The organism is Streptomyces sp. ISL-12 (genome assembly GCF_018614415.1).
Taxonomy (GTDB): Bacteria; Actinomycetota; Actinomycetes; order Streptomycetales; family Streptomycetaceae; genus Streptomyces.
Genome location: NZ_JAGGOO010000012.1, coordinates 26,595 through 47,172, shown reverse-complemented (window position 1 = coordinate 47,172; position 20,578 = coordinate 26,595). Strand labels below are relative to the sequence as shown.

Below are 20,578 nucleotides of genomic sequence, written 5' to 3'. Positions count from 1 at the left end.
GACAACCCACCCGCGACGGGCCGTTCGTCTGCCTATGCCCGGTTGCACCGCGCTGACGGCGCCCGTCAGACCGCCGCCTTCTTCAGCCGGCGGCGCTCCCGCTCGGACAGACCGCCCCAGATGCCGAACCGCTCGTCGTTCGCCAGGGCGTATTCGAGGCACTCGGAGCGCACCTCGCAGGCGAGGCAGACCTTCTTGGCCTCCCGGGTGGAGCCGCCCTTCTCGGGGAAGAAGGACTCGGGGTCGGTCTGGGCGCACAGCGCGCGCTCCTGCCAGCCGAGTTCCTCGTCCGCGTCGTCGACCAGCAGTTGCTGCACCAGCTCGGTCATGTGCGCCCCTCGTCTGTCTTCGCGTCCCCGTGATGTGGCCGTTACCGATTCCGGCTGAACGACACGAGTGAAATTACAAGTGTGCTGCTCCGGGCGAGTCAAGCCGAGATCTGCTATTGAGCCCCTTATTCACTCTGCGGAACCAAGGCCGAGCGGAAAGTGTTCAAATCGGCCTAAAGCTCGACACACCGACCGGGCCCGCAGGGCCGTCACCCCCGTCACAGGGGAGGACGCCCCGGCGTCCGGTCCCGTTCCTGCGCACGCACCGAAGCGGCCTTGATCACATTCGGATCACAGGATCGCAACGGGGGTTGTGCGCCCGGCTTGTGCGCCATGTGTCCCGGAGGTCGGGTGAGCAAACCTTTCATCTTTCAGGTGAACCGGATGAGGTGAACCATGTCCCACATTTCGGGCGTCGAGTTGACAGTGCAGGTGTCAGCCGCTGTCCTTGTGGGCATGCTCGCGAATTCGGCACTCACCTCGACCCGCCCCGCCGGGTCCCACGGTGCTGCCCGCGCTCGCTGTAGCTGTCGCTGTTCCGGCTGTTGAGCCAAGCCCGCTCCGGCCGCCCCGGGTTTACTCGACCCGTCCCGCGTTCTCCCGCCCCACCAGGGCGCCCTTGTCCTCCCCGCACTTGCCCTCCCCGCACTCTTCCGCCGAGGAACCACCCCACCCCATGAACAGCGACAGCGACCTGCAGATCGCCGGCGACATCCTCGAAGTACCGCACCTCCTGCAAGCACCGCGCGAGCACCCGGCCACGGTGGCCGAGTTCGCCGGTCTGGCCCGCTCCATCGCCGCGGACCGCGCCCACTGGGAGCCCCTCGTCCGCTACGACGCCCTCTCCCGCTGGTACCACCGGCTGCGCACCGGCCCCGGCTACGAGGTGTGGCTGCTGTCCTGGGTGCCCGGCCAGGGCAGCGGACGGCACGACCACGGCCCGTCCTCCGGGGTGCTGACCGTCCTGGACGGCACGCTCACCGAGCACAGCCGGCGCGGCACGCGCGCGTTGCGGCCGGGTGCGCAGCGGGTGTTCGCGCCGGGCTACGTGCACGAGGTGGTCAACGAGACCCTGGAGCCGGCGGTCAGCCTGCACGTCTACCACCCGGGCCTGACCGACATGACCGTGTACTCGGCGTACTCGGCGCGCTGCACGCCCGCCCCGGCGACTGCCTGACGCACTGTCGTACCCGCCTGCCAGACTGGGCGCATGCGCATTGTGGTTCTGGCAGGCGGCATCGGTGGTGCCCGGTTCCTGCGCGGTCTGAAGCGGGCCGCGCCGGACGCGGAGATCACGGTCATCGGCAACACCGGCGACGACATCCACCTCTTCGGGCTGAAGGTCTGCCCGGACCTCGACACGGTGATGTACACGCTCGGCGGCGGCATCAACGAGGAGCAGGGCTGGGGACGGACCGACGAGACCTTCCACCTCAAGGAGGAACTCGCGGCCTACGGCGTCGGCCCCGAGTGGTTCGGCCTGGGCGACCGCGACTTCGCCACACACATCGTCCGGACCCAGATGATCTCCGCCGGTTACCCGCTCAGCGCGGTGACCGAGGCCCTCTGCGACCGCTGGCAGCCCGGCGTACGCCTGCTCCCGATGACCGACGACCGCGTGGAGACGCACGTCGCCGTCGAGCTGGACGGCGAGCGCAAGGCGATCCACTTCCAGGAGTACTGGGTACGGCTGCGGGCCTCGGTCCCCGCCGAGGCGGTCGTCCCGGTCGGCGCCGAGCAGTCCAAGCCGGCCCCCGGCGTCCTCGAAGCGATCGCCGACGCCGACGTCATCCTCTTCCCGCCCTCCAACCCGGTCGTCTCCGTCGGCACGATCCTCGCCGTACCCGGCATCCGGGAGGCGATCGCCGAGGCGGGCGTGCCGGTGGTCGGCCTGTCCCCCATCGTCGGGGACGCGCCCGTGCGCGGCATGGCCGACAAGGTCCTCGCCGCCGTCGGTGTCGAGTCCACCGCCGCCGCGGTCGCCGAGCACTACGGCTCCGGGCTCCTCGACGGCTGGCTGGTCGACACCGTCGACGCCGACTCGGTCACGCGCGTGAAGGCCGCCGGCATCCTCTGCAAGGCCGTCCCGCTGATGATGACCGACGTCGACGCCGCCGCGCGGATGGCGCGGGAGGCGCTGGAGCTGGCCGAGGAGGTGCGGGCGGCTTGAGCGACGGGAACGGGTACCGGGTCTGGGCCGTGCCCGGACTGCCGGAGGTGCGGCGGGGCGACGACCTGGCCGAGCTGATCGCCGCCGCCGAGCCGGGGCTGGCCGACGGGGACGTGCTCCTCGTCACCTCCAAGATCGTCTCCAAGGCAGAGGGCCGCGTGCTGAAGGCCGCCGACCGGGAGGCGGCCATCGACGCGGAGACGGTACGGGTGGTCGCCCGGCGCGGCACGCTGCGCATCGTCGAGAACCGCCAGGGCCTGGTCATGGCCGCGGCGGGCGTCGACGCCTCGAACACCCCCGCCGGCACCGTCCTCCTCCTCCCCGAGGACCCCGACGCCTCCGCCCGCGCCCTCCGCGACGGACTGCGCGACGCCCTCGGCGTGCGGGTCGGCGTCGTCGTCACCGACACCTTCGGCCGCCCCTGGCGCTCCGGGCTCACCGACGTGGCGATCGGCGCGGCCGGCGTCCGCGTCCTCGACGACCTGCGCGGCGGCACGGACACCCACGGCAACGCGCTCGGCGCCACCGTCGTCGCCACCGCCGACGAGCTGGCCGCCGCGGGCGACCTGGTCAAGGGCAAGGCCGCCGGGCTGCCGGTCGCGGTGGTCCGCGGCCTGCCGCACACCCTGACCGAGGACGACGGCGAGGGCGCCCGCGCCCTGGTCCGCGGCGCCCGCGACGACATGTTCCGCCTCGGCACCTCCGAAGCCATGCGGCAGGCGGTCACCCAGCGCCGTACCGTACGGGCGTTCACGGACGAGCCCGTCGACCCCGGCGCGGTCCGCCGCGCGGTGGCCGCGGCGGTCACGGCACCGGCCCCGCACCACACCACGCCCTGGCGGTTCGTCCTCCTGGAGTCACCGGAGTCCCGCACCCGGCTGCTGGACGCGATGCGGGACGCCTGGATCGCGGACCTGCGCCGCGACGGCAAGTCCGAGGAGTCCATCGCCAAGCGGGTCCGCCGCGGCGACGTCCTGCGGAACGCGCCGTACCTCGTCGTCCCCTGCCTGGTCATGGACGGTTCGCACACCTACGGGGACGCGCGGCGCGACGGGGCGGAGCGGGAGATGTTCGTGGTCGCGGCCGGGGCCGGGGTGCAGAACTTCCTCGTCGCGCTGGCCGGCGAGCGGCTCGGCTCGGCGTGGGTGTCGTCGACGATGTTCTGCCGCGAGGTCGTACGGAAGGTCCTGGACCTGCCGGCCGGCTGGGACCCGATGGGGGCCGTCGCGGTCGGCCACCCGGCGGAGGAACCCCGCCCGCGGCCGGAGCGCGACCCCGGGGCCTTCGTCGAGGTGCGCTGACCGGATCACCCGGCGAGCGCCTACCCTCGTAGGGAACTCTCACCATCCCCAGGGACATCATTCGTGGCCGGACGCTTCGCTCCCCGCCCCGCGCGTACGTCGACGTACGGCGGGCGCGGCGTCGTATCCGGCGGGGGTGTGCCGCGCCAGGCTCCGGCGCCGGGGAAGGTCCGTGTCTGGGTGCCGGACGGGCCGCTCGACGTCGGCCTGGTCCTCGGCCCGCTGCGGCGCGGCCCCGGGGACCCCACCTTCCGGGCTACGCCGGACGGGTCGGTGTGGCGGGCCAGCCTGACGCCGGCCGGGCCCGGGACACTGCGGGTCGCCGTGCGGGGCGGTGAGGTACGGGGTGAGGCGTGGGGTCCGGGCGCGGAGTGGCTGCTGGACCGGCTGCCGGGGTTGCTGGGCGCCGACGACGACCCGTCCGCGTTCGTGCCGAGGCACCGGTTGCTGGCGGTGACACGGCACCGGCGGCCGGGGCTGCGGCTGGGCCGGACCGGGCTGGTGCTGGAGTCGCTGATCCCGTCGGTGCTGGAGCAGAAGGTCACGGCGGTGGAGGCGTACCGGGCGTGGCGGCTGCTGGTCCGGGCGTTCGGTGAACCGGCGCCGGGGCCGGTGCCCGACGGCCTGTGCGTGATGCCGGCGCCGCGGACGTGGGCGCTGATCCCGTCCTGGGAGTGGCACAAGGCCGGGGTCGACGACAAGCGTGCGTCCACCGTCCTGCGGGCCGTACGGGTCGCCGCGCGGCTGGAGGAGGCGGCCGGGATGGAGCCGGCGGCGGCGCGGGCGCGGCTGGAGGTCGTGCCGGGGGTGGGGCCGTGGACCTCGGCGGAGGTGGTGCAGCGCAGTCACGGGGCGCCGGACGCGGTGACGGTCGGGGATCTGCATCTGCCGGGCATCGTGGGGTTCGCGCTGGCCGGGGACCGGGACGCGGACGACGAGGAGATGCTGCGGCTGCTGGAGCCGTATGCCGGGCAGCGGCATCGGGCGGCGCGGTTGATTCTGCTGAGCGGGAGGGTGCCGGAGCGGCGGGGGCCGCGGATGGCTCCGCGGGGTTATGCCGGGTTCTGACCGTTGCCGGGTGCTGTGCGGTGGCCGGCGTCGGGGCTGACGTCCGGGTGGGTGGCGCGACCCGGCGCTGACCGGTTGCCGCCGCGCCCACCCTCCCCCACTCCCGGCTTCGCTCGAGCGGGGGGACCCCCATCGCCCCTGGGGGTACCTCCCAGGCCGTTCAGGCACTGGGGGAGGCACGACTGCCCGCGGATTAAGCGGCCTGCGCCACCCGCACGCGAGGGCCTGCGGTGACGCGACCTGCGCCGCCCGCACAGGTGAGTGGGCCCCACGTCCCCCGCGAGTGAGCGGGGCCGGTGCCGCTCGGCCGGAATGGGGTCGTACCCGCACCCGCGTACGGCGCGCAGGGGACGGGGTGGGGGGTGTCCGCCCGCAGCGGTTGGCGCGTCGACGCGCTTCACCCCCGTAGAAGACCGATTCCGCGCCGTTCCGAGGACGGACACCCCCCACCCCGGCCCCGACCCACCCGCACACGACTGGGCGCTACCCGCACCCCCACCGAACCCGCAGATGCGCCGCAGGCACCCCCTACTGATCGGACGAGAACCGCACCGCCCCCGCCGGAATCCGCGCGCCGCACCACACCCGGACGCCCTCCCTCAACTCGTTGTCCGCGCCGATCACCGCCCCGTCCCCGATCACCGTCCCCGTGACCACCGACCGTCTCCCGACCCGGGCCCCGTTGCCGACCAGCGAGTCCGTGACGACCGCCCCCGGCTCGATCACCGCGCCCGGCAGGATCGTGCTGCCGAATATCCGCGTCCCCTCCGCGACGAACGCCCCCTCGCCCACCACCGTCCCGCCCGACAGCTTGGCGTCCGGCGCCACCCTCGCCGTCGGCAGGACGAGCCGGTCGCCGCAGCGGCCCGGCACGGCCGGGGACGGGGCGCGGCCCAGGACCAGGTCGGCGGACCCCCGTACGAACGCGGCCGGGGTGCCGAGGTCCAGCCAGTACGTGGAGTCGACCATCCCCTGCAGATGCGCCCCCGTCGCCAGCAGCTCCGGGAACGTCTCGCGTTCCACCGACACCGGCCGCCCCGCCGGGATCGTGTCGATGACCGAACGGCGGAAGACGTACGCCCCCGCGTTGATCTGGTCGGTGACGATCTCCTCCGGCGTCTGCGGCTTCTCCAGGAAGGCCAGGACGCGGCCCGCGTCGTCCGTCGGGACCAGCCCGTACGCCCGCGGGTCCGTCACCCTCGTCAGGTGCAGGGAGACGTCCGCGCCCGTCGCCTCGTGGGTGTCCACCAGCGCCCTGATGTCCAGCCCCGTCAGGATGTCGCCGTTGAAGATCAGCACCGGCTCGTCGGGCCCCGACCGCAGCCGCGAGGCCACATTGCGGATCGCCCCTCCCGTGCCGAGCGGCTCCCGTTCCGTCACGTACTCGATGTGCAGCCCGAGCGACGAGCCGTCCCCGAAGTACGGCTCGAACACCTCTGCCAGATAGCTCGTCGCGAGCACGATGTGCTCGACCCCCGCCGCCTTCGCCCGCGCCAACTGGTGCGTGAGGAACGGCACCCCCGCTGCCCTGACCATCGGCTTCGGCGTGTGCACCGTGAGCGGGCGCAGCCGTGTGCCCTTGCCGCCGACCAGGAGGATCGCTTCTGTCACCTGTCGTCTCTGCTTCCTGCCGGGACCGGCCGAACTGTCTTTCGGCCGGCCAGTGTATGCAGACCGGTGAATCCGTCCTTGCCCCGCCGCTCAACGGCCCTGGTACTTGGCCGCGGTCGAGCGGGCCGTGCCGAGTTTCTTGTACAGCTGCGCACCCGGACAGCTCGTGTTGAAGCCGTCCCGGTGACCGGAGATCACACTGAGTCGCACGTTCTTGCCTTTTCGGTAGAGATTGCCACCACCGGACTTCAGGTATGTCTTGCCGCGGGGATTCATGCCGTACAGGCCGAGCTTCCACGCGCTCAGGCGGGCCACCCCCCGGACCGCCGCGGCGGAGGGCTTCTTCGTGCTGTACGTGCCGAGTACGGCGATCCCCATGCTGTCGGAGTTGAAGCCGAGGGTGTGCGCGCCGAGGACCGGCTTGGCCACGCCGCCCGCCCGGCCCTCGTAGATCTTCCCGCACTTGTCGACGAGGAAGTTGTAGCCGATGTCCCGCCAGCCCATGCTCTTGACGTGGTAGCGGTAGATACTGCGGATGACCGACGGGGCCTGCGCGCAGGTGTAGTTGTTGCCGGTGGCCGAGTGGTGCACGAAGGCCGCCTTGACCTTCTTCGTGTACTTGAACCCCTTCTCCCGCAGCCCCTCGTCCGCGCCCCACCCGCGCCGCGTCACGATCGCGGGGCGCGGGCCGACATAGGGCTTGGCCTTCGCGGGCGCGGCCTGGTCGGCGGCGAGCGGGCTGTACTCCGACGTGCCCCCCTCCTCTTCTCCGCCGGGGTCGACTAGTTCCAGGCGCAGGCCCTCGGGAAACGCGAACTCCCAGTCGTCGTCCGCCCGCACCCGCAGCTCCACCCCGTCCGAAGCCCCGACCCACAGCGGCGCGGTGGCGCCCCGCACCCGGTCCGAGGCTCGCTCGGGGGTGCCCGGGTCGGCGCCGTGGTCGGCGTTGTGGGTGGCCAGGTCCTGCCAGCCGGACCAGGCGCCGGTGGCGGCGTCGCGGACGCGGACCCGGACGCTGCCGTGCAGTTCGCGGTCGGGGTCGTCCCAGACGACGCCGACCAGCGAGAAGGGCCGTACGTCCCGGCGGGGCACGCCCTGTTCGACGGCGCCCGCGGGACCGGACGGGTCGGCGGAACGGTCCTGGGCCAGGGCTCTCAGCGGCAGCGACTGCGTGCTGCCGGACACGGACGCCTCGGCGCGCGCCGCCCGCGCGGCAGCCGAGGCGGAGGCGGGAGCGGGCGTGCCCGCCGCGGCGGGCGGGACGAGCGGGAGGGCGAGGGCCGCCGCGCAGGTGACGCCGATCGAGGAAGCGAGGAATCCATGCATGCCCCTGATCCTGAACATAGTCGTACAAATCTGTCTATTCGAAACTTCCCGGAACTTGTCCGCCGCGAGGGCACGTTCGCCCGGACCGGTGGCCGCGCGGAGCCTCCCCCACCCCCCGCCCCCGCGTACGCTTGCGCGGGTGAACGCGACCGACCGCACCCCTGCCGACCTGCTGAGTTCCGCGCTCGCCGCGGACCCGGGACGCCCCCTGGTGACCTTCTACGACGACGCCACGGGCGAACGCGTCGAACTGTCCGTCGCCACCTTCGCCAATTGGGTGGCCAAGACCGCCAACCTGCTCCAGGACGAGCTGTCGGCCGAGCCCGGCGACCGGGTCGCGCTGCTGCTGCCCGCGCACTGGCAGACGGCCGTGTGGCTGCTGGCGTGCGCGTCGGTCGGCGTGGTCGCCGACATGGCCGGCGACCCGGCCTCGGCGGACCTCGTCGTCAGTGGCCCTGACGCCGGGTCACTGGCGGCGGCCCGCGCGTGCTCGGGGGCGCGGATCGCGCTCGCCCTGCGGCCGCTGGGCGGACGGTTCCCCGAGCCGCCGGAGGGCTTCGCCGACTACGCGGTGGAGGTGCCGGGGCAGGGCGACCGGTTCGTGCCGTACGCGCCGGTGGACCCCGAGGAGCCCGCGCTGATCGTGGCGGGACGGGAGTTCAGCGGGGCCGAGGTGGTGGAGCGGGCCCGCGCGGAGGCCACGGGACTGGGGCTGACGGGACCGGGGGCGCGCATCCTGTCCGGGCTGCCGTACGACACCTGGGAGGGGCTGAACGCCGGGCTGTACGGGCCGCTCGCCACGGGCGGCTCCGTAGTGCTGTGCCGCAACCTGGACCGGCTGGCCGCCGACGCCCTGGACCAGCGCATCGAGACCGAGCGGGTCACGGCCACGGCCCGCTGAACCGACCGGACCCCCGCCCCCCTGCCCCCCGTTCGGCGCATCCCCACCTCCCTCCCGCCCCGCATCCGGGCCATGGTCGTAGGAGCAGCAGGCCCGCAGGACGCTCGTACGGCAGGAGGGGTGGCCAGAGGTGACCGGCACCGCAGGGGGCCCCGAGGGCCGTGCGAGCGCCCCCGGGCCGGGAGCGGGGGCGTCCGCGACCGGGAGCGGGCTCCGGCGCCGCCGCGGGCGACGGTGGCTGCGCTGGTCGGTGCTCGGCACGGCCGTCGCCCTGACCGGCGCCGCGGGCATCGGCTGGACGGTCTACACCGAACTGGACGGCAACATCACGCCCGACGAGGCCGCCGCCGCCGAACTGGCCCGGTACGAGAAGGAACGCCCCGCCTCGCTGGTGCGCGGGGCGCGGAACATCCTGCTGATCGGCTCGGACTCGCGGTCGGGCGAGGACAACTCCCGCTACGGGCGCGACCCGGGCACCGAGCGGTCGGACACCACGATGCTGCTGCACCTGTCGGCGGACCGGCGCAGCGCCACCGCCGTCTCCCTGCCCCGTGACCTGATGGTGGACGTGCCGGGCTGCCGCCGCCCGGACGGGTCCCGGTCGGCGCCGGCCTTCGCGCAGTTCAACTACGCCTTCGAGGTGGGCGGTTCGGCCTGCGCGATCCGGACGGTGGAGAAGCTGACGCGCATCCGGATCGACCATCACGTGGTCGTCGACTTCCACGGTTTCAAGAAGATGGTCGACGCGGTCGACGGCGTCGAGATGTGCCTGCGCGAGCCGGTCACCGACAAGGCGGCCAGGCTGCGGCTGCCGGCGGGCCGGGTGACGCTGAGCGGGGAGCAGGCGCTCGGTTACGTCCGCGCCCGCAAGTCGCTCGGCGACGGCAGCGACACCGAGCGGATGGAACGGCAGCAGCGGTTTCTCGGGGCACTGGTCAACAAGGTGCAGAGCAACCGGGTCCTGCTGAATCCGGTGAAGCTGTATCCCGTGCTGAACGCGGCCACGTCCTCGCTGACGACCGACCCCGGCCTGGCGAGTCTGCGTGGTTTGTACGAACTCGCGCGGGGACTGCGCGACATCCCCACGGAACGGGTGCAATTCCTCACCGTGCCACGGGAGTCGTGGCCCCCGAACCCCAATCGCGACCAGCTCGTGGAGCCCGCGGCCCGGAAACTCTTCGCCCGGCTGCGGACGGACGAGCCGGTCACGGTCGCCCGCGCCGCCGAGCCCCGCCCGGGCGGCCGGCACGCCCCCGGCCGATCCGGCGATCCCGGCGGCGCGGACTCCGGTGACCACGGAACGTACGAGCGCGGCGGCGGACCGTCGATGAAAAAGCGGTCCGACGAGCCCGCGGACAGCGTTTCGCCCACGCCGACATTCTCCGGGAACACGGCCGCCGAGGACCCGTGCGGGTAAAGCGGACTCCAAGGAAGCGCACAACATCGGACGCCGGTTCGCGAGAATGTGCGGATTGCCGGGTGTAAGCACCGTGGAATACGTCACCGGCGTCGCCGTACCCCGAACGGGGCGGTTAGTGTGAGCGATCCGGTGTGCCCTACCGCGAGTTCGTTCTCGGTCGGGCCCTGAACGACCGAGAGACCCGAGCGCCTTGGAGGGGAAAGGCGCCACGTGGCCCCGACGGAGGATTCGGACAACCGTGGACTCGCAAGGCCGTGGGCGGGCGGACGACATCGACCCCGCAGACCAGTGGGTACTCAACCCGCACACTGGCGAATACGAACTGCGACTGACCCCTTCCGCACCGCAGCCGTCGGTACCGGGCCCCCGCAGATCCGCCCGGAAAAGAACCGCCGCCGACGTCACCGGTGCGGACGCGGACGGGACCGGCACCGCGGACGCCCCGCGCGGAAACCGGGCCGCACCGGCCCCGCCCCGGGACGTCCCGCCCCAGCGGCGGCGGCGCGGCGCCCCCGAGGAGCCGCCGCCCGGCCGGCGCGGACGCCGCCCGGAGAAGAAGAAGTCCAAGGGCCGCAAGGTCCTGCTGTGGACCGGCGGCACGATGGCCTTCCTGATCCTCGGCACGGCCTCGGCCGGGTACTTCTACCTGGAGCACCTCAACGGCAACATCACGGCCGTCTCCGACGACGGCGCGAGCACCGGTGGCTTCCAGAAGGACAAGGCGATCAACATCCTGCTGATCGGCACCGACAAGCGCACCGGCGCGGGCAACGAGAGCTACGGCGACGCCGGCAGCGTCGGCCACGCCGACACCACGATCCTGCTGCACGTCTCCAAGGACCGCTCCAACGCGACCGCGCTGAGCATCCCCCGCGACCTGATCGTCGACGTCCCCGACTGCCCGACCGAGCAGGAGGACGGCTCGACGAAGGTCATCCCCGGCACCACCGGCGTCCGCTTCAACACCAGCCTGGGCCAGGACGGCCGTACGCCCAGCTGCACCGTGCGCACGGTGACCGAGCTGACCGGGGTCCAGCCCGACAACTTCATGGTCGCCGACTTCAACGCGGTCAAGACGCTGACCACGGCGGTCGGCGGGGTCGAGGTGTGCCTGGCCAAGGACATCGACGACCCGGACTCGCACCTCAAGCTGTCGGCGGGCACCCACACCATCGAGGGCGAGCAGGCCCTCGCCTTCGTCCGCACCCGGCACTCGGTCGGCTTCGGCGGCGACCTGAGCCGGATCGGTCTCCAGCAGCAGTTCCTCAGCGCGCTGATGCGCAAGCTGAAGTCGAACGACACCCTCACCAGCCCCTCGAAGATGCTGAAGCTCGCCGAGGCGGGCACCGAGGCGCTCACCGTCGACTCCCAGCTCGACAGCATCAGCAAGCTGAAGGACCTCGGTCTGGAGCTGGGCAAGCTCAACGTCAAGAACCTGACGTTCACCACGGTGCCGGTCATCGACAACCCGGAGGAGACGGTCAAGACGACGGTCGTCCTGAACGAGTCGACGGCCCCCGAGGTCTTCAACATGATCCAGAACGATGTCTCGTTCACCGAGGTCAAGCAGCAGAAGAAGAAGGAGAAGGCCGCCGTCGCCGCCCGCCTCAAGGGCACCAAGGCGGACGCCTCCGAGGTCCGCGTCCGCGTCCTCAACGGCGGCGCCCCGAGCGGCAGCGCCCAGGAGGAGCTGACCTGGCTGCAGACCGAGGCCGGCGTCACCAAGTCCGAGAACGGCGGCAACGCGGAGAAGGACCTCGCCAAGACCCAGCTGGAGTACGACCCCGACCAGGCCGACCAGGCCCGCCGCCTCGCCGACCTGCTCGGCCTGTCCGGCTCGGCCATGAAGCCCGGCGAGTCCGTCACCAACGCCCAGGGCCTGCCCACCATGACGCTGACCCTCGGCAAGGACTTCAAGGGCGCCGGGGTCAAGCTCAACGCCACGTCGAACACGTCGGTGGACGTCGACAAGTCCACGGCCGACGAGGTGAAGTGCGCCGAGTGAACCCCGCGGCCACGTCTCACGTCTGACAGGGCGGCTCCGGCGTACAACCCATCGGGGCCGCCGTTCGTCCACCTCATGGTGGACACGTCACAAGGGCGGAGACCGGGATGTCACTGAGCGGTGCGCACACGCGGGGAGGGTGTCCCTGAACCACCTGGATGCCGAGAGACACCCATAGTCGTTCGACGCTGAACCAGGCGGATAATGTGAGCGCTCACAGCGCTCACCGTGCCCACTGCCGTGCGGCCCGCCCGGCGTCGCGCACTTGCTGATTCTGACCGCGCACCTTCCGGACAAGGTGCCGCGTGGCTCCCGACGGAGGATTCGGACAACCGTGGACGCGCAAGGCCGTGGGCGGGCGGAGGACGTGGACCCCGCAGACCAGTGGGTACGCAACCCGCAGACCGGCGAATACGAACTGCGAATGCCGCAGTCCGCACCGCAGCAGCCGGAGCCGTCCTGGCCCCGGCAGCAGAACCCCCGCACCACCTCGCCCCCGGGCTCGCCCGCCGGGCCACCCGCAGGCGTGCCCGGCCCCCGGACCACTCCCGGCCCCGGCCGTGACGTCCCGCCCCAGCGAAGACGCCCCACCGGCCCGGAGGAGACGCCGCCCGGCCGGCGCGGACGCCGCCCGGAGAAGAAGAAGGGCAAGGCCGGCAAGGTCCTGCTGTGGACCGGCGGCACGATGGCCTTCGTGATCCTCGCGGCCGGCACCGGCGGCTACTTCTACCTCAAGCACCTGGAGGGCAACGTCGCCACGACGGACGTCGGTGACGCGGGCGCGAGCAGCTTCCGCAAGAACGAGGCGTTCAACATCCTCATCATCGGCACCGACAAACGCACCGGCGCGGGCAACGAGGGCTACGGCGACACCGGCAGCGTCGGGCACGCCGACACCAACATCCTGCTGCACGTCGCCAAGGACCGCTCCAACGCGACCGCGCTGAGCATCCCCCGGGACCTGATCGTCGACATCCCGGACTGCCCGACCGAGCAGGAGGACGGCTCGACGAAGGTCATCCCCGGCACCACCGGCCAGCGCTTCAACAACAGCCTGGGCCAGGACGGCCGGGACCCGGGCTGCACGATGCGGACCGTCGAGGCGGTGACCGGCATCAAGCCCGACCACTTCATGATGGCCGACTTCAACGCGGTCAAGACGCTGACCACCGCGGTCGACGGCGTGGAGGTGTGCGTGAGCCACGCCGTCGACGACAAGGAGTCCAAGCTCAAGCTGAAGGCCGGCGAGTCCACGGTGAAGGGCGAGCAGGCCCTCGCCTTCCTCCGCACCCGGCACTCCTTCGGCAACCGGGGCGACCTGGACCGGATCGGGGTACAGCAGCAGTTCCTCGGCTCGCTGATGCGCAAGATGTCCTCCGGCGACACCCTCACCAGCCCCACGAAGCTGCTGAAGCTGGCCGAGGCCGCGACCAAGGCGCTCACCGTCGACAGCGCCATCGGCAACGTCGGCACGCTCAAGGACATCGCCCTGGAGCTGAAGAAGGTGCCGACGAAGAACATCTCGTTCACGACGGTGCCGGTCGACGACAACCCCGCGGAGACGGTCAAGGCCACGGTGGTGCTACGGCAGTCGGAGGCCCCCCAGCTCTTCGACCTGATCAAGAACGACGTCTCCCTGACCGAGGTCGAGCAGCGGGAGAAGAAGGAGAAGGCCGCCGTCGCCGCCCGCCTCAAGGGCACCAAGGCGGACGCCTCGGAGGTCCGCGTCCGCGTCCTCAACGGCGGGGCCGCCGACGGCAGCGCGCAGTACGAACTCAACTGGCTCCAGGGCACGGCCGGTGTCACCAAGTCCGAGAACGGCGGCAACGCGGAGAAGGACCTCGCCAAGACCCAGCTGGAGTACGACCCCGACCAGGCCGACCAGGCCCGCCGCCTCGCCGACCTGCTCGGCCTGTCCGGCTCGGCCATGAAGCCCGGCGAGAGCGTCACCAACGCCCAGGGACTGCCGACGATGACCTTGACCCTGGGCAAGGACTTCAAGGGCGCCGGCGTGAAGCTCAACGCCTCGTCCGCTTCGACGCAGGTGAAGAACAAGACCACGGCCGACCAGGTGAAGTGCGCCAGTTGAACGCGACCGGGGCGGCTCGGGCGGCGGCGCGGTGCCGCCGCCCGTGGGCGGGGAGGGACACGCAGTGAAGACGGACAACAGCGCACCCGTCACCGGCGCACCCGGTGACGCCGGTGACGCCGGCGACGGGGAGGACGGCGGGCCCCGCCCGCGCCGCCGTCGCCGCAGGCGCGCGCTCCGCTGGACCGCGATCACCCTCGCCGTGGTGATATGCGCCACGGCCGGCGCCGGCTACCTCTACTACCGCCACCTCAACGGCAACATCAAGAAGGACGAGCTGAACCTCGGCGACAGCAAGGTCGCCGAGCCGACGCCGAACGCGGCCGGGCAGACCCCGCTGAACATCCTGGTCATCGGCTCCGACGCGCGGGACACCGAGGAGAACCAGAAACTCGGCGGCGCCAAGGAGACGTTCGGCTCGGCACCGCTCGCGGACGTCCAGATGCTGGTGCACCTCTCGGCCGACCGCACCAACATGTCGGTGGTCAGCATGCCCCGCGACACCCTGGTGCAGATCCCCAAGTGCACCGACCCCGACGACGGGACCGTCTACCCGGCGAGCGACGGCCGGACGATGACCAACCAGAGCCTCGGCCACGGCGGCCCCGGCTGCACGGTCGCCACCTGGCAGGAGCTGACCGGCATCCACATCGACCACTTCGTCATGGTCGACTTCTCCGGCGTGGTGTCGATGGCGGACGCCATCGGCGGCGTCCCGGTGTGCGTGGACGCCAACATCCACTCCCGGGACAGCGAGGGCCACGGCTCCGGGCTGAAGCTGGAGAAGGGCACCCACTCCATCAAGGGCGAGCAGGCCCTGCAGTGGCTGCGCACCCGGTACGGCTTCGAGGACGGCAGCGACCTGGCCCGCGCCAAGGCGCAGCACATGTACATGAACTCGATGGTCCGCGTGCTGCGCGAGAACGCCACCCTGAGCAGCCCGGGCAAGCTGCGCAGGCTGGCCGAGGAGGCCACCGGGGCACTCACCGTCGACTCCGGCCTGGACACCGTCAAGAAGCTCTACGACCTCAGCAACGAGCTGCGCAAGGTCGAGCCGAAGCGGATCACCATGACGACGATGCCCAACCGCTACGTGGGCTCACGCGTCGAGCCCACCGAGGACGCCGAGCAGCTCTTCCGGCTGGTGCGGGAGGACATCGCGCTGGACGGCAAGGACGCGAAGGACAAGACGGAGAAGGCGGCGGCGTCCGGGACACCGGACGACCCGGCCGCCGCCGACGGCGAGATCGCCGTGCAGGTGCGCAACGGCACCGCCACCGAGACCCAGGGCGCGGCCGGCGGGCGGGCGGGCGCGGTGGCGGACGCGCTGGTGGCGGACGGCTTCGGCAAGGCGGTCGTGGACCAGGGCGCGTACACCGGCGAGGAGACCACGGTCGTCCGCTACCCGAGCGCCGACCTGGAGGGCGACGCCCTGCGGGTCGCCGAGTCGCTGGGCATCCCGTCGAGTGCGGTGAAGAAGTCGACCTCCGTCACCGGCGTGACGCTCGTCGTCGGCGCCGACTGGCGGGACGACGGTGACTACGAGGCGCCGAAGGAGGACAACACCACGCCGAAGTCGGCGGAGGCCCTCAACGGCGCCGACGAGTCGGCCTGCATGCACGTGAACCCGGCGTTCACCTGGTCCTGACCTCAGTGGGCGCCGGCGGTGTCCGCGTCGGCGTCCGGCAGCACCGCCGCCCGCCGCGAGGCGATCACCTTGCGGGCCAGCGACTTCGGGCTGGTCAGGAAGCCCCAGCCCCACGACATGTGCATGGTCGCCAGGGCCACCGGGATCTGGAGGCGGGCCTTGAGCGGCAGCCCCTTCCCGGCGGGCAGCGACCCGGCGACGATCGCCGCCAGGTAGCCGCCGGGTATCACGAAGCCCCACGGGGTGAGCACCGCGCCCACCACGATCCCGGCGGCTATCGCGCACACGGCGGTCGGCGGGGCGAGGTAGCGCAGGTTGATGGAGCCGGAGTGGTAGCGGGCGACGACGTGCCGCCAGCGGCCGTAGTCCTTGTACTGCTTGGCCAGCGCCTTCACGCTCGGCCGGGGCCGGTAGGAGACCTTCAGCTCGGGCGAGAACCAGATCAGCCCGCCGGCCTCGCGGATGCGGAAGTTCAGCTCCCAGTCCTGGGCGCGGATGAACTCCTCGTTGTAGCCGCCCTGCCGCTCCAGCGCCTCGCGGCGGAAGACGCCGAGGTAGACGGTCTCGGCCGGGGCGGCCTCGCCGCCGGTGTGGAAGGCCGCGTTGCCGACGCCGATCTTCGACGTCATGGCGGCGGCGACGGCGTGCTCCCAGTCGTTCTCGCCCTCGGCGTGCATGATGCCGCCGACGTTCTGCGCGCCGGTCTCCTCCAGGAGCCGTACCGCCGTGGCGATGTAGCCCGGCGACAGCATGCCGTGGCCGTCGACGCGGACCACGACCGGGTGCCGGGACGCCTTGATCGCGGCGTTCAGCGCGGCGGGCGTACGGCCGGTCGGGTTCGGGACCACGTGGACGCGGGGATCCTCGCGGACGAGTTCGGCGGCGATCTCCTCCGTACGGTCCGCGGACGGACCGACGGCGATCACGACCTCCATCTCGCCCGGATACTCCTGGGCGAGGATGGCCTGGACGGCGCCGCGCAGATGACGTTCCTCGTTGAGGACGGGCATGATCACGGAAACGGCGGGGAGCCGCACGTCGGACTTGGCGTTCATCGGGGCTCACGTTACCGCGAACGGGGGACACCGGTGCGCGCCGCGGGGTCCCCTGCCCCGGTCCGCAGATCGTATGGGCCTACGGTGCTCAAGATCCCACGTCCGGCACACCGTCCCGGCACACCAGGGACTGTCCTCGCGGAGGTGTCCCCTTGTCCACGCCGCCCCGCTCCCCCGCCCCCCGGGTCCCGGCCGCGCCCCCGGAGCGGCCAGGGGCGCGCACCGTCCGTCGCGCGCCCGCGCGGCGGAGGAAGCCGCGCTGGGCCGTACGGATGTCGACCGCGCTGTCGGTGGTGGTGCTCGCCTCGGCCGGGATCGGGCACGCGGTGCTGACCGGGCTGGACTCCGACATCGACCGGGTCGACGCCTTCAAGGACATGAAGAACCGCCCGCGGGCCGGTCACGGCATGAACGTCCTGCTGGTCGGCACCGACGGCCGGGACCGGATCTCCGAGCAGGAGCGGCGCCGGTTCCGGCTGGGCGGCGAGCCCTGCCACTGCACTGACACGATCATGATCGTGCACCTCTCGGCGGACCGGAGGCGGGCGAGCGTGGTCAGCCTGCCGCGCGACTCCTACGCCCGGACCCCGCCGCACACCGACCGCACCACCGGCAAGCGGCACGAGGGCCACCCGCTGAAGCTGAACGCGGCGTACGCCGAGGGCGGCCCGCAGCTGACCGTGCGCACGGTGGAGTCCATGACCCGTGTGAAGATCGACCACTATCTGGAGGTCGACTTCACCAGCTTCATGAAGACGGTCGACGTGCTCGGCGGCGTACGGATCTGCACCGCGCGGCCGCTGAAGGACAGCCACACCGGCCTGGACCTGCCGGCCGGCACGCACACCCTGAAGGGCGGACAGGCCCTCCAGTACGTCCGCTCCCGCCACCTGGACGGGGCCTCCGACCTGAGCCGGATGCGGCGCCAGCAGCGTTTCATGGCGGCCGTCATCGACCGGGCGACCTCCTCCGGCATCCTGCTGAACCCGGTGAAGTTCCGGGACGTGACCCGGGCGGTGCTGGGCTCGGTCCGCGCCGACAAGGGCTTCGGCGCCGACGAACTGCTGGCTTTGGGCCGCGCGATGCGGAACTTCTCGCCGTCCTCGTCCGAGTTCACGACCGTCCCCGTCGCGCGGACCGAGTACGCCGTGAAGGGCGTCGGCTCGACCGTGAAGTGGGACGACGCCGCGGCCGGCCGGCTGTTCGCGGCGCTGCGCGAGGACCGTCCGCTGGCCGTGCCGGAGCCGAAGTCCGCGCCCGGCTCCTCGGTGCCCCGGGTGCCGGTCGACCCCGGGCGGATCAGCGTGCAGGTCGCCAACGGCACCCGTACGGCCGGGCTCGGCAAGCGCGTCGACCAGGCGCTGGCACAGGCCGGTTTCCGCACCACGGGCGCCCCGGTGAACGCTCCGGAGCCCACCGTGCGGCGGACCGTCGTCGTCTACGACCCGCGCTGGGACAACTCGGCGAAGTCGCTGGCCGCGGCCCTGCCCGGAGCCGAGCTGCGGCCGGTCGAGGGCCAGGGCGCCACGCTGAGGGTGATCGCGGGCGCCGACTTCGTGAAGGTCCGCGAGGTGCGGCCGGCGGAGCCGGCGCGGGACACCGGGACGGGTGCGGTGGTCCGGGGCGACGAGGTGGTGTGCGGCGAGCGCTGAGGCGGGCGGCCGGCCGGGAGCACCCGGCCGGCACCGGCCGGTCTCAGTCGGCGGAGACGGTGACCTTCTCGTCGTTCTTCAGCTCGTCGACCAGCGTCTTGACCTTGGCGGTGTCCCACTGGAGGTTGCCGTTGGAGGCGTTCCCCGCGATCGGCATGTTCATGGAGGTGCCGTCGCCGCCGCTGACGCCCTTCATCGCCCAGAACATGCCCGCCAGGTCGAACAGGCCCATGTCCTTGTCGACGACGAGGGAGTCCAGGCCCGCGCCCATGGTCGGGTAGAGCTTGAACGGGTTGAGGACGGTGGACGGGGTGGCGACCTGGTTGGCCAGGGCCGACAGGAACTTCTGCTGGTTCTTGGTGCGGTCCAGGTCGGAGCCGGCCAGCGCGTACCGGGTGCGGACGAAGGCGAGGGCCTCCTCGCCGTTCAGGGTCTGCTCGCCCTTCTTGAAGTCGGCGCCGGACTTGGTGTCCTTGATGTCCTGCGGGATGTCGATGGTGACACCGCCGACCGCGTCCACGATGTTGGCGAAGCCGCCGAAGCCGATCTCGACGTAGTGGTCGATGCGCAGCCCGGTGTTGTACTCGACGGTGCGCACGAGCAGCTCGGGGCCGTCCTCGGCGTACGCGGCGTTCAGCTTCACGTGCCGACCGGTGCCCTGGTAGGTCTTGCCGGACTCGGAGCCCTTGAAGGTGGGGATCTCGACGTCCGAGTCACGGGGCAGCGACACCAGCGTGGAGCCGTTGTCGCCGGTGTGCAGGATCATCATCGAGTCCGTGCGCTTGCCCTCGGCGGAACCGGTGTGCAGTTCCTTCTTCTCCTCGTCGGTCATGCCCTCGCGGCTGTCGGAGCCGACGATCAGGTAGTTGGTGCCCTCGCCGGCGTCGGGCCGGTCGATGACCTTGGAGAGGTCGACGTCGCGGTTGAGCTTGGAGTCGGCCCAGAAGTAGGTGCCGACGCTGGTGACGACCAGCACGGTCGCCACGGTGATCGCGGTCCACTTGATCCGGCGGCGCCAGTCCGGCGCGGGGCGCCCCGGGCCGCCGGGACCGGCCGGGCCGTGGCCGCCGGGGGTGCCGTAGACCTGGCCGGTGTTGTACCCGCTGTCGTATCCGCCGGGTCCGCCGCCGCCGTCGACGTACGTCGGCTGCTGCGGCACCCCGCCGTACGGCGGTGCCGCCGGGCCCTGTCCGGGCGGCGACTGGCCGCGCCGGACCTGCCGCATCACGCGGGCGCTCTCGGGCTGCGCGCTCGCGCTGCCGCGTCCGTACCGGCCGCCGTTGTCGCCGGGCCTTCCCTCGGGCCAATCGCTCATGCGGACCAGTGTGCAGGCCCCTGCTGTGCCCCATACAAGGGTCGTCGGAAAATCAGGGCCGCGCTGTTGCGAAGCTGACACAAATCACACCCATGTCGGCTCGGCTTAGGGTGGAGGTCATGACAGACCAGGCACCCCAGGCCTCGGCCGAGCGGCCGGCGACGCCGGAGATCCCGGGCAAGCCGACCTCGGCCTCCCGCACCACCCTGAGCCACATCATGACCCACAACGACACCAATCTGCTGGGCACGGTGCACGGCGGCGTGATCATGAAGCTGGTGGACGACGCGGCGGGCGCCGTCGCCGGGCGCCACTCGGGCGGCCCCGCCGTCACCGCGTCGATGGACGAGATGGCGTTCCTCGAACCGGTCCGCGTCGGCGACCTCGTCCATGTGAAGGCCCAGGTCAACTGGACCGGCCGGACCTCGATGGAGGTCGGGGTGCGGGTCCTGGCCGAGCGCTGGAACGAGTCCGCCCCGCCCACCCAGGTCGGCTCCGCCTACCTGGTCTTCGCCGCGGTGGACGCCGACGGCAAGCCGCGCGCGGTGCCGCCGGTGATCCCGGAGACCGAGCGCGACAAGCGGCGCCACCAGGAGGCCCAGATCCGCCGCACCCACCGCCTGGCCCGCCGCCGCGCGATCATGGAGCTGCGGGAGCGGAGGGCGGCGGAGGGGTTCGCGGACTAGTC

At 72.2% G+C, this 20,578-nt stretch carries 16 protein-coding genes; 11 read left to right on the top strand and 5 right to left on the bottom strand.

Annotated elements, in window-relative coordinates; all coding sequences use genetic code 11:
* Positions 1 to 65 precede the first annotated feature (65 nt).
* Positions 66 to 329: a WhiB family transcriptional regulator gene (locus tag J7I94_RS03700; RefSeq protein WP_003975777.1), complete on the bottom strand. Its 264-nt coding sequence runs from the start codon at positions 327 to 329 to the stop codon at positions 66 to 68.
* Between the two features lie 676 nt (positions 330 to 1,005).
* Between J7I94_RS03700 and J7I94_RS03695 the strand changes: the two genes are divergently transcribed.
* From J7I94_RS03695 to J7I94_RS03680, 4 genes are all read left to right on the top strand, one after another.
* On the top strand, positions 1,006 to 1,506 hold the full coding sequence (locus J7I94_RS03695) for a cysteine dioxygenase family protein (protein WP_215165045.1): 501 nt from the start codon (positions 1,006 to 1,008) through the stop codon (positions 1,504 to 1,506).
* A 33-nt stretch (positions 1,507 to 1,539) separates the two neighbouring features.
* The gene (gene cofD, locus J7I94_RS03690; protein ID WP_215165043.1) at positions 1,540 to 2,499 is read left to right on the top strand and encodes a 2-phospho-L-lactate transferase; all 960 of its coding nucleotides are present in this window, start codon (positions 1,540 to 1,542) and stop codon (positions 2,497 to 2,499) included.
* Positions 2,496 to 3,800 (top strand): coenzyme F420-0:L-glutamate ligase, encoded by a 1,305-nt coding sequence (locus J7I94_RS03685; protein WP_215165041.1) that lies wholly within the window; start codon positions 2,496 to 2,498, stop codon positions 3,798 to 3,800. The genes cofD and J7I94_RS03685 overlap by 4 nt, the downstream gene beginning before the upstream one ends.
* A 63-nt stretch (positions 3,801 to 3,863) precedes the next feature.
* Entirely contained in the window at positions 3,864 to 4,868 is a 1,005-nt protein-coding gene (locus tag J7I94_RS03680; RefSeq protein WP_215165039.1) for a DNA-3-methyladenine glycosylase, read from the top strand.
* Between the two features lie 528 nt (positions 4,869 to 5,396).
* Here the strand turns inward: J7I94_RS03680 and J7I94_RS03675 are convergent.
* Positions 5,397 to 6,479, bottom strand: coding sequence for a sugar phosphate nucleotidyltransferase (locus tag J7I94_RS03675; protein ID WP_215165037.1), 1,083 nt, complete (start codon positions 6,477 to 6,479; stop codon positions 5,397 to 5,399).
* Between the two features lie 90 nt (positions 6,480 to 6,569).
* Positions 6,570 to 7,805, bottom strand: coding sequence for a peptidoglycan recognition protein (locus J7I94_RS03670; protein ID WP_215165035.1), 1,236 nt, complete (start codon positions 7,803 to 7,805; stop codon positions 6,570 to 6,572).
* A gap of 139 nt (positions 7,806 to 7,944) precedes the next feature.
* Here J7I94_RS03670 and J7I94_RS03665 point away from each other — a divergent pair, with 139 nt between their 5' ends.
* The 5 genes from J7I94_RS03665 to J7I94_RS03645 all read left to right on the top strand — a co-directional run bounded on the left by J7I94_RS03665 (position 7,945) and on the right by J7I94_RS03645 (position 15,868).
* The gene (locus tag J7I94_RS03665; protein WP_215165033.1) at positions 7,945 to 8,706 is read left to right on the top strand and encodes a TIGR03089 family protein; all 762 of its coding nucleotides are present in this window, start codon (positions 7,945 to 7,947) and stop codon (positions 8,704 to 8,706) included.
* A gap of 130 nt (positions 8,707 to 8,836) precedes the next feature.
* Positions 8,837 to 10,123, top strand: a complete 1,287-nt coding sequence (locus J7I94_RS03660) for an LCP family protein (protein WP_215165031.1) — start codon at positions 8,837 to 8,839, stop codon at positions 10,121 to 10,123.
* Positions 10,124 to 10,364: 241 nt separating this feature from the next.
* Complete coding sequence (locus J7I94_RS03655; RefSeq protein ID WP_215165029.1) at positions 10,365 to 12,131, top strand: LCP family protein; 1,767 nt, start codon at positions 10,365 to 10,367, stop codon at positions 12,129 to 12,131.
* A 334-nt stretch (positions 12,132 to 12,465) separates the two neighbouring features.
* Positions 12,466 to 14,220, top strand: a complete 1,755-nt coding sequence (locus tag J7I94_RS03650; RefSeq protein WP_215165028.1) for an LCP family protein — start codon at positions 12,466 to 12,468, stop codon at positions 14,218 to 14,220.
* A gap of 64 nt (positions 14,221 to 14,284) precedes the next feature.
* Positions 14,285 to 15,868, top strand: a complete 1,584-nt coding sequence (locus J7I94_RS03645; RefSeq protein WP_308114486.1) for an LCP family protein — start codon at positions 14,285 to 14,287, stop codon at positions 15,866 to 15,868.
* 2 nt (positions 15,869 to 15,870) lie between these two features.
* Here the strand turns inward: J7I94_RS03645 and J7I94_RS03640 are convergent, their stop codons facing one another.
* Complete coding sequence (locus tag J7I94_RS03640; protein ID WP_215165026.1) at positions 15,871 to 16,923, bottom strand: glycosyltransferase family 2 protein; 1,053 nt, start codon at positions 16,921 to 16,923, stop codon at positions 15,871 to 15,873.
* A 272-nt stretch (positions 16,924 to 17,195) separates the two neighbouring features.
* Between J7I94_RS03640 and J7I94_RS03635 the strand changes: the two genes are divergently transcribed.
* Positions 17,196 to 18,575, top strand: coding sequence for an LCP family protein (locus tag J7I94_RS03635; RefSeq protein ID WP_215165067.1), 1,380 nt, complete (start codon positions 17,196 to 17,198; stop codon positions 18,573 to 18,575).
* A 43-nt stretch (positions 18,576 to 18,618) separates the two neighbouring features.
* Here J7I94_RS03635 and J7I94_RS03630 read toward each other — a convergent pair whose 3' ends face one another.
* Entirely contained in the window at positions 18,619 to 19,890 is a 1,272-nt protein-coding gene (locus J7I94_RS03630) for an LCP family protein (protein ID WP_215165025.1), read from the bottom strand.
* A gap of 119 nt (positions 19,891 to 20,009) precedes the next feature.
* On the opposite strand from J7I94_RS03630, the gene J7I94_RS03625 reads away from it, so the two are divergent.
* Positions 20,010 to 20,576 carry an acyl-CoA thioesterase gene (locus J7I94_RS03625; RefSeq protein WP_215165024.1) on the top strand — a complete coding sequence of 189 codons (567 nt, stop codon included), beginning with the start codon at positions 20,010 to 20,012 and terminating at the stop codon, positions 20,574 to 20,576.
* Positions 20,577 to 20,578 lie beyond the last annotated feature (2 nt).

Coding starts and splice junctions, on each gene's coding strand:
- J7I94_RS03700 (WP_003975777.1), bottom strand. CDS start 329: ATGACCGAGCTGGTGCAGCAACTGCTGGTCGACGACGCGGACGAGGAA.
- J7I94_RS03670 (WP_215165035.1), bottom strand. CDS start 7,805: ATGCATGGATTCCTCGCTTCCTCGATCGGCGTCACCTGCGCGGCGGCC.
- J7I94_RS03640 (WP_215165026.1), bottom strand. CDS start 16,923: ATGAACGCCAAGTCCGACGTGCGGCTCCCCGCCGTTTCCGTGATCATG.
- cofD (WP_215165043.1), top strand. CDS start 1,540: ATGCGCATTGTGGTTCTGGCAGGCGGCATCGGTGGTGCCCGGTTCCTG.
- J7I94_RS03635 (WP_215165067.1), top strand. CDS start 17,196: ATGTCGACCGCGCTGTCGGTGGTGGTGCTCGCCTCGGCCGGGATCGGG.
- J7I94_RS03630 (WP_215165025.1), bottom strand. CDS start 19,890: ATGAGCGATTGGCCCGAGGGAAGGCCCGGCGACAACGGCGGCCGGTAC.
- J7I94_RS03625 (WP_215165024.1), top strand. CDS start 20,010: ATGACAGACCAGGCACCCCAGGCCTCGGCCGAGCGGCCGGCGACGCCG.
- J7I94_RS03695 (WP_215165045.1), top strand. CDS start 1,006: ATGAACAGCGACAGCGACCTGCAGATCGCCGGCGACATCCTCGAAGTA.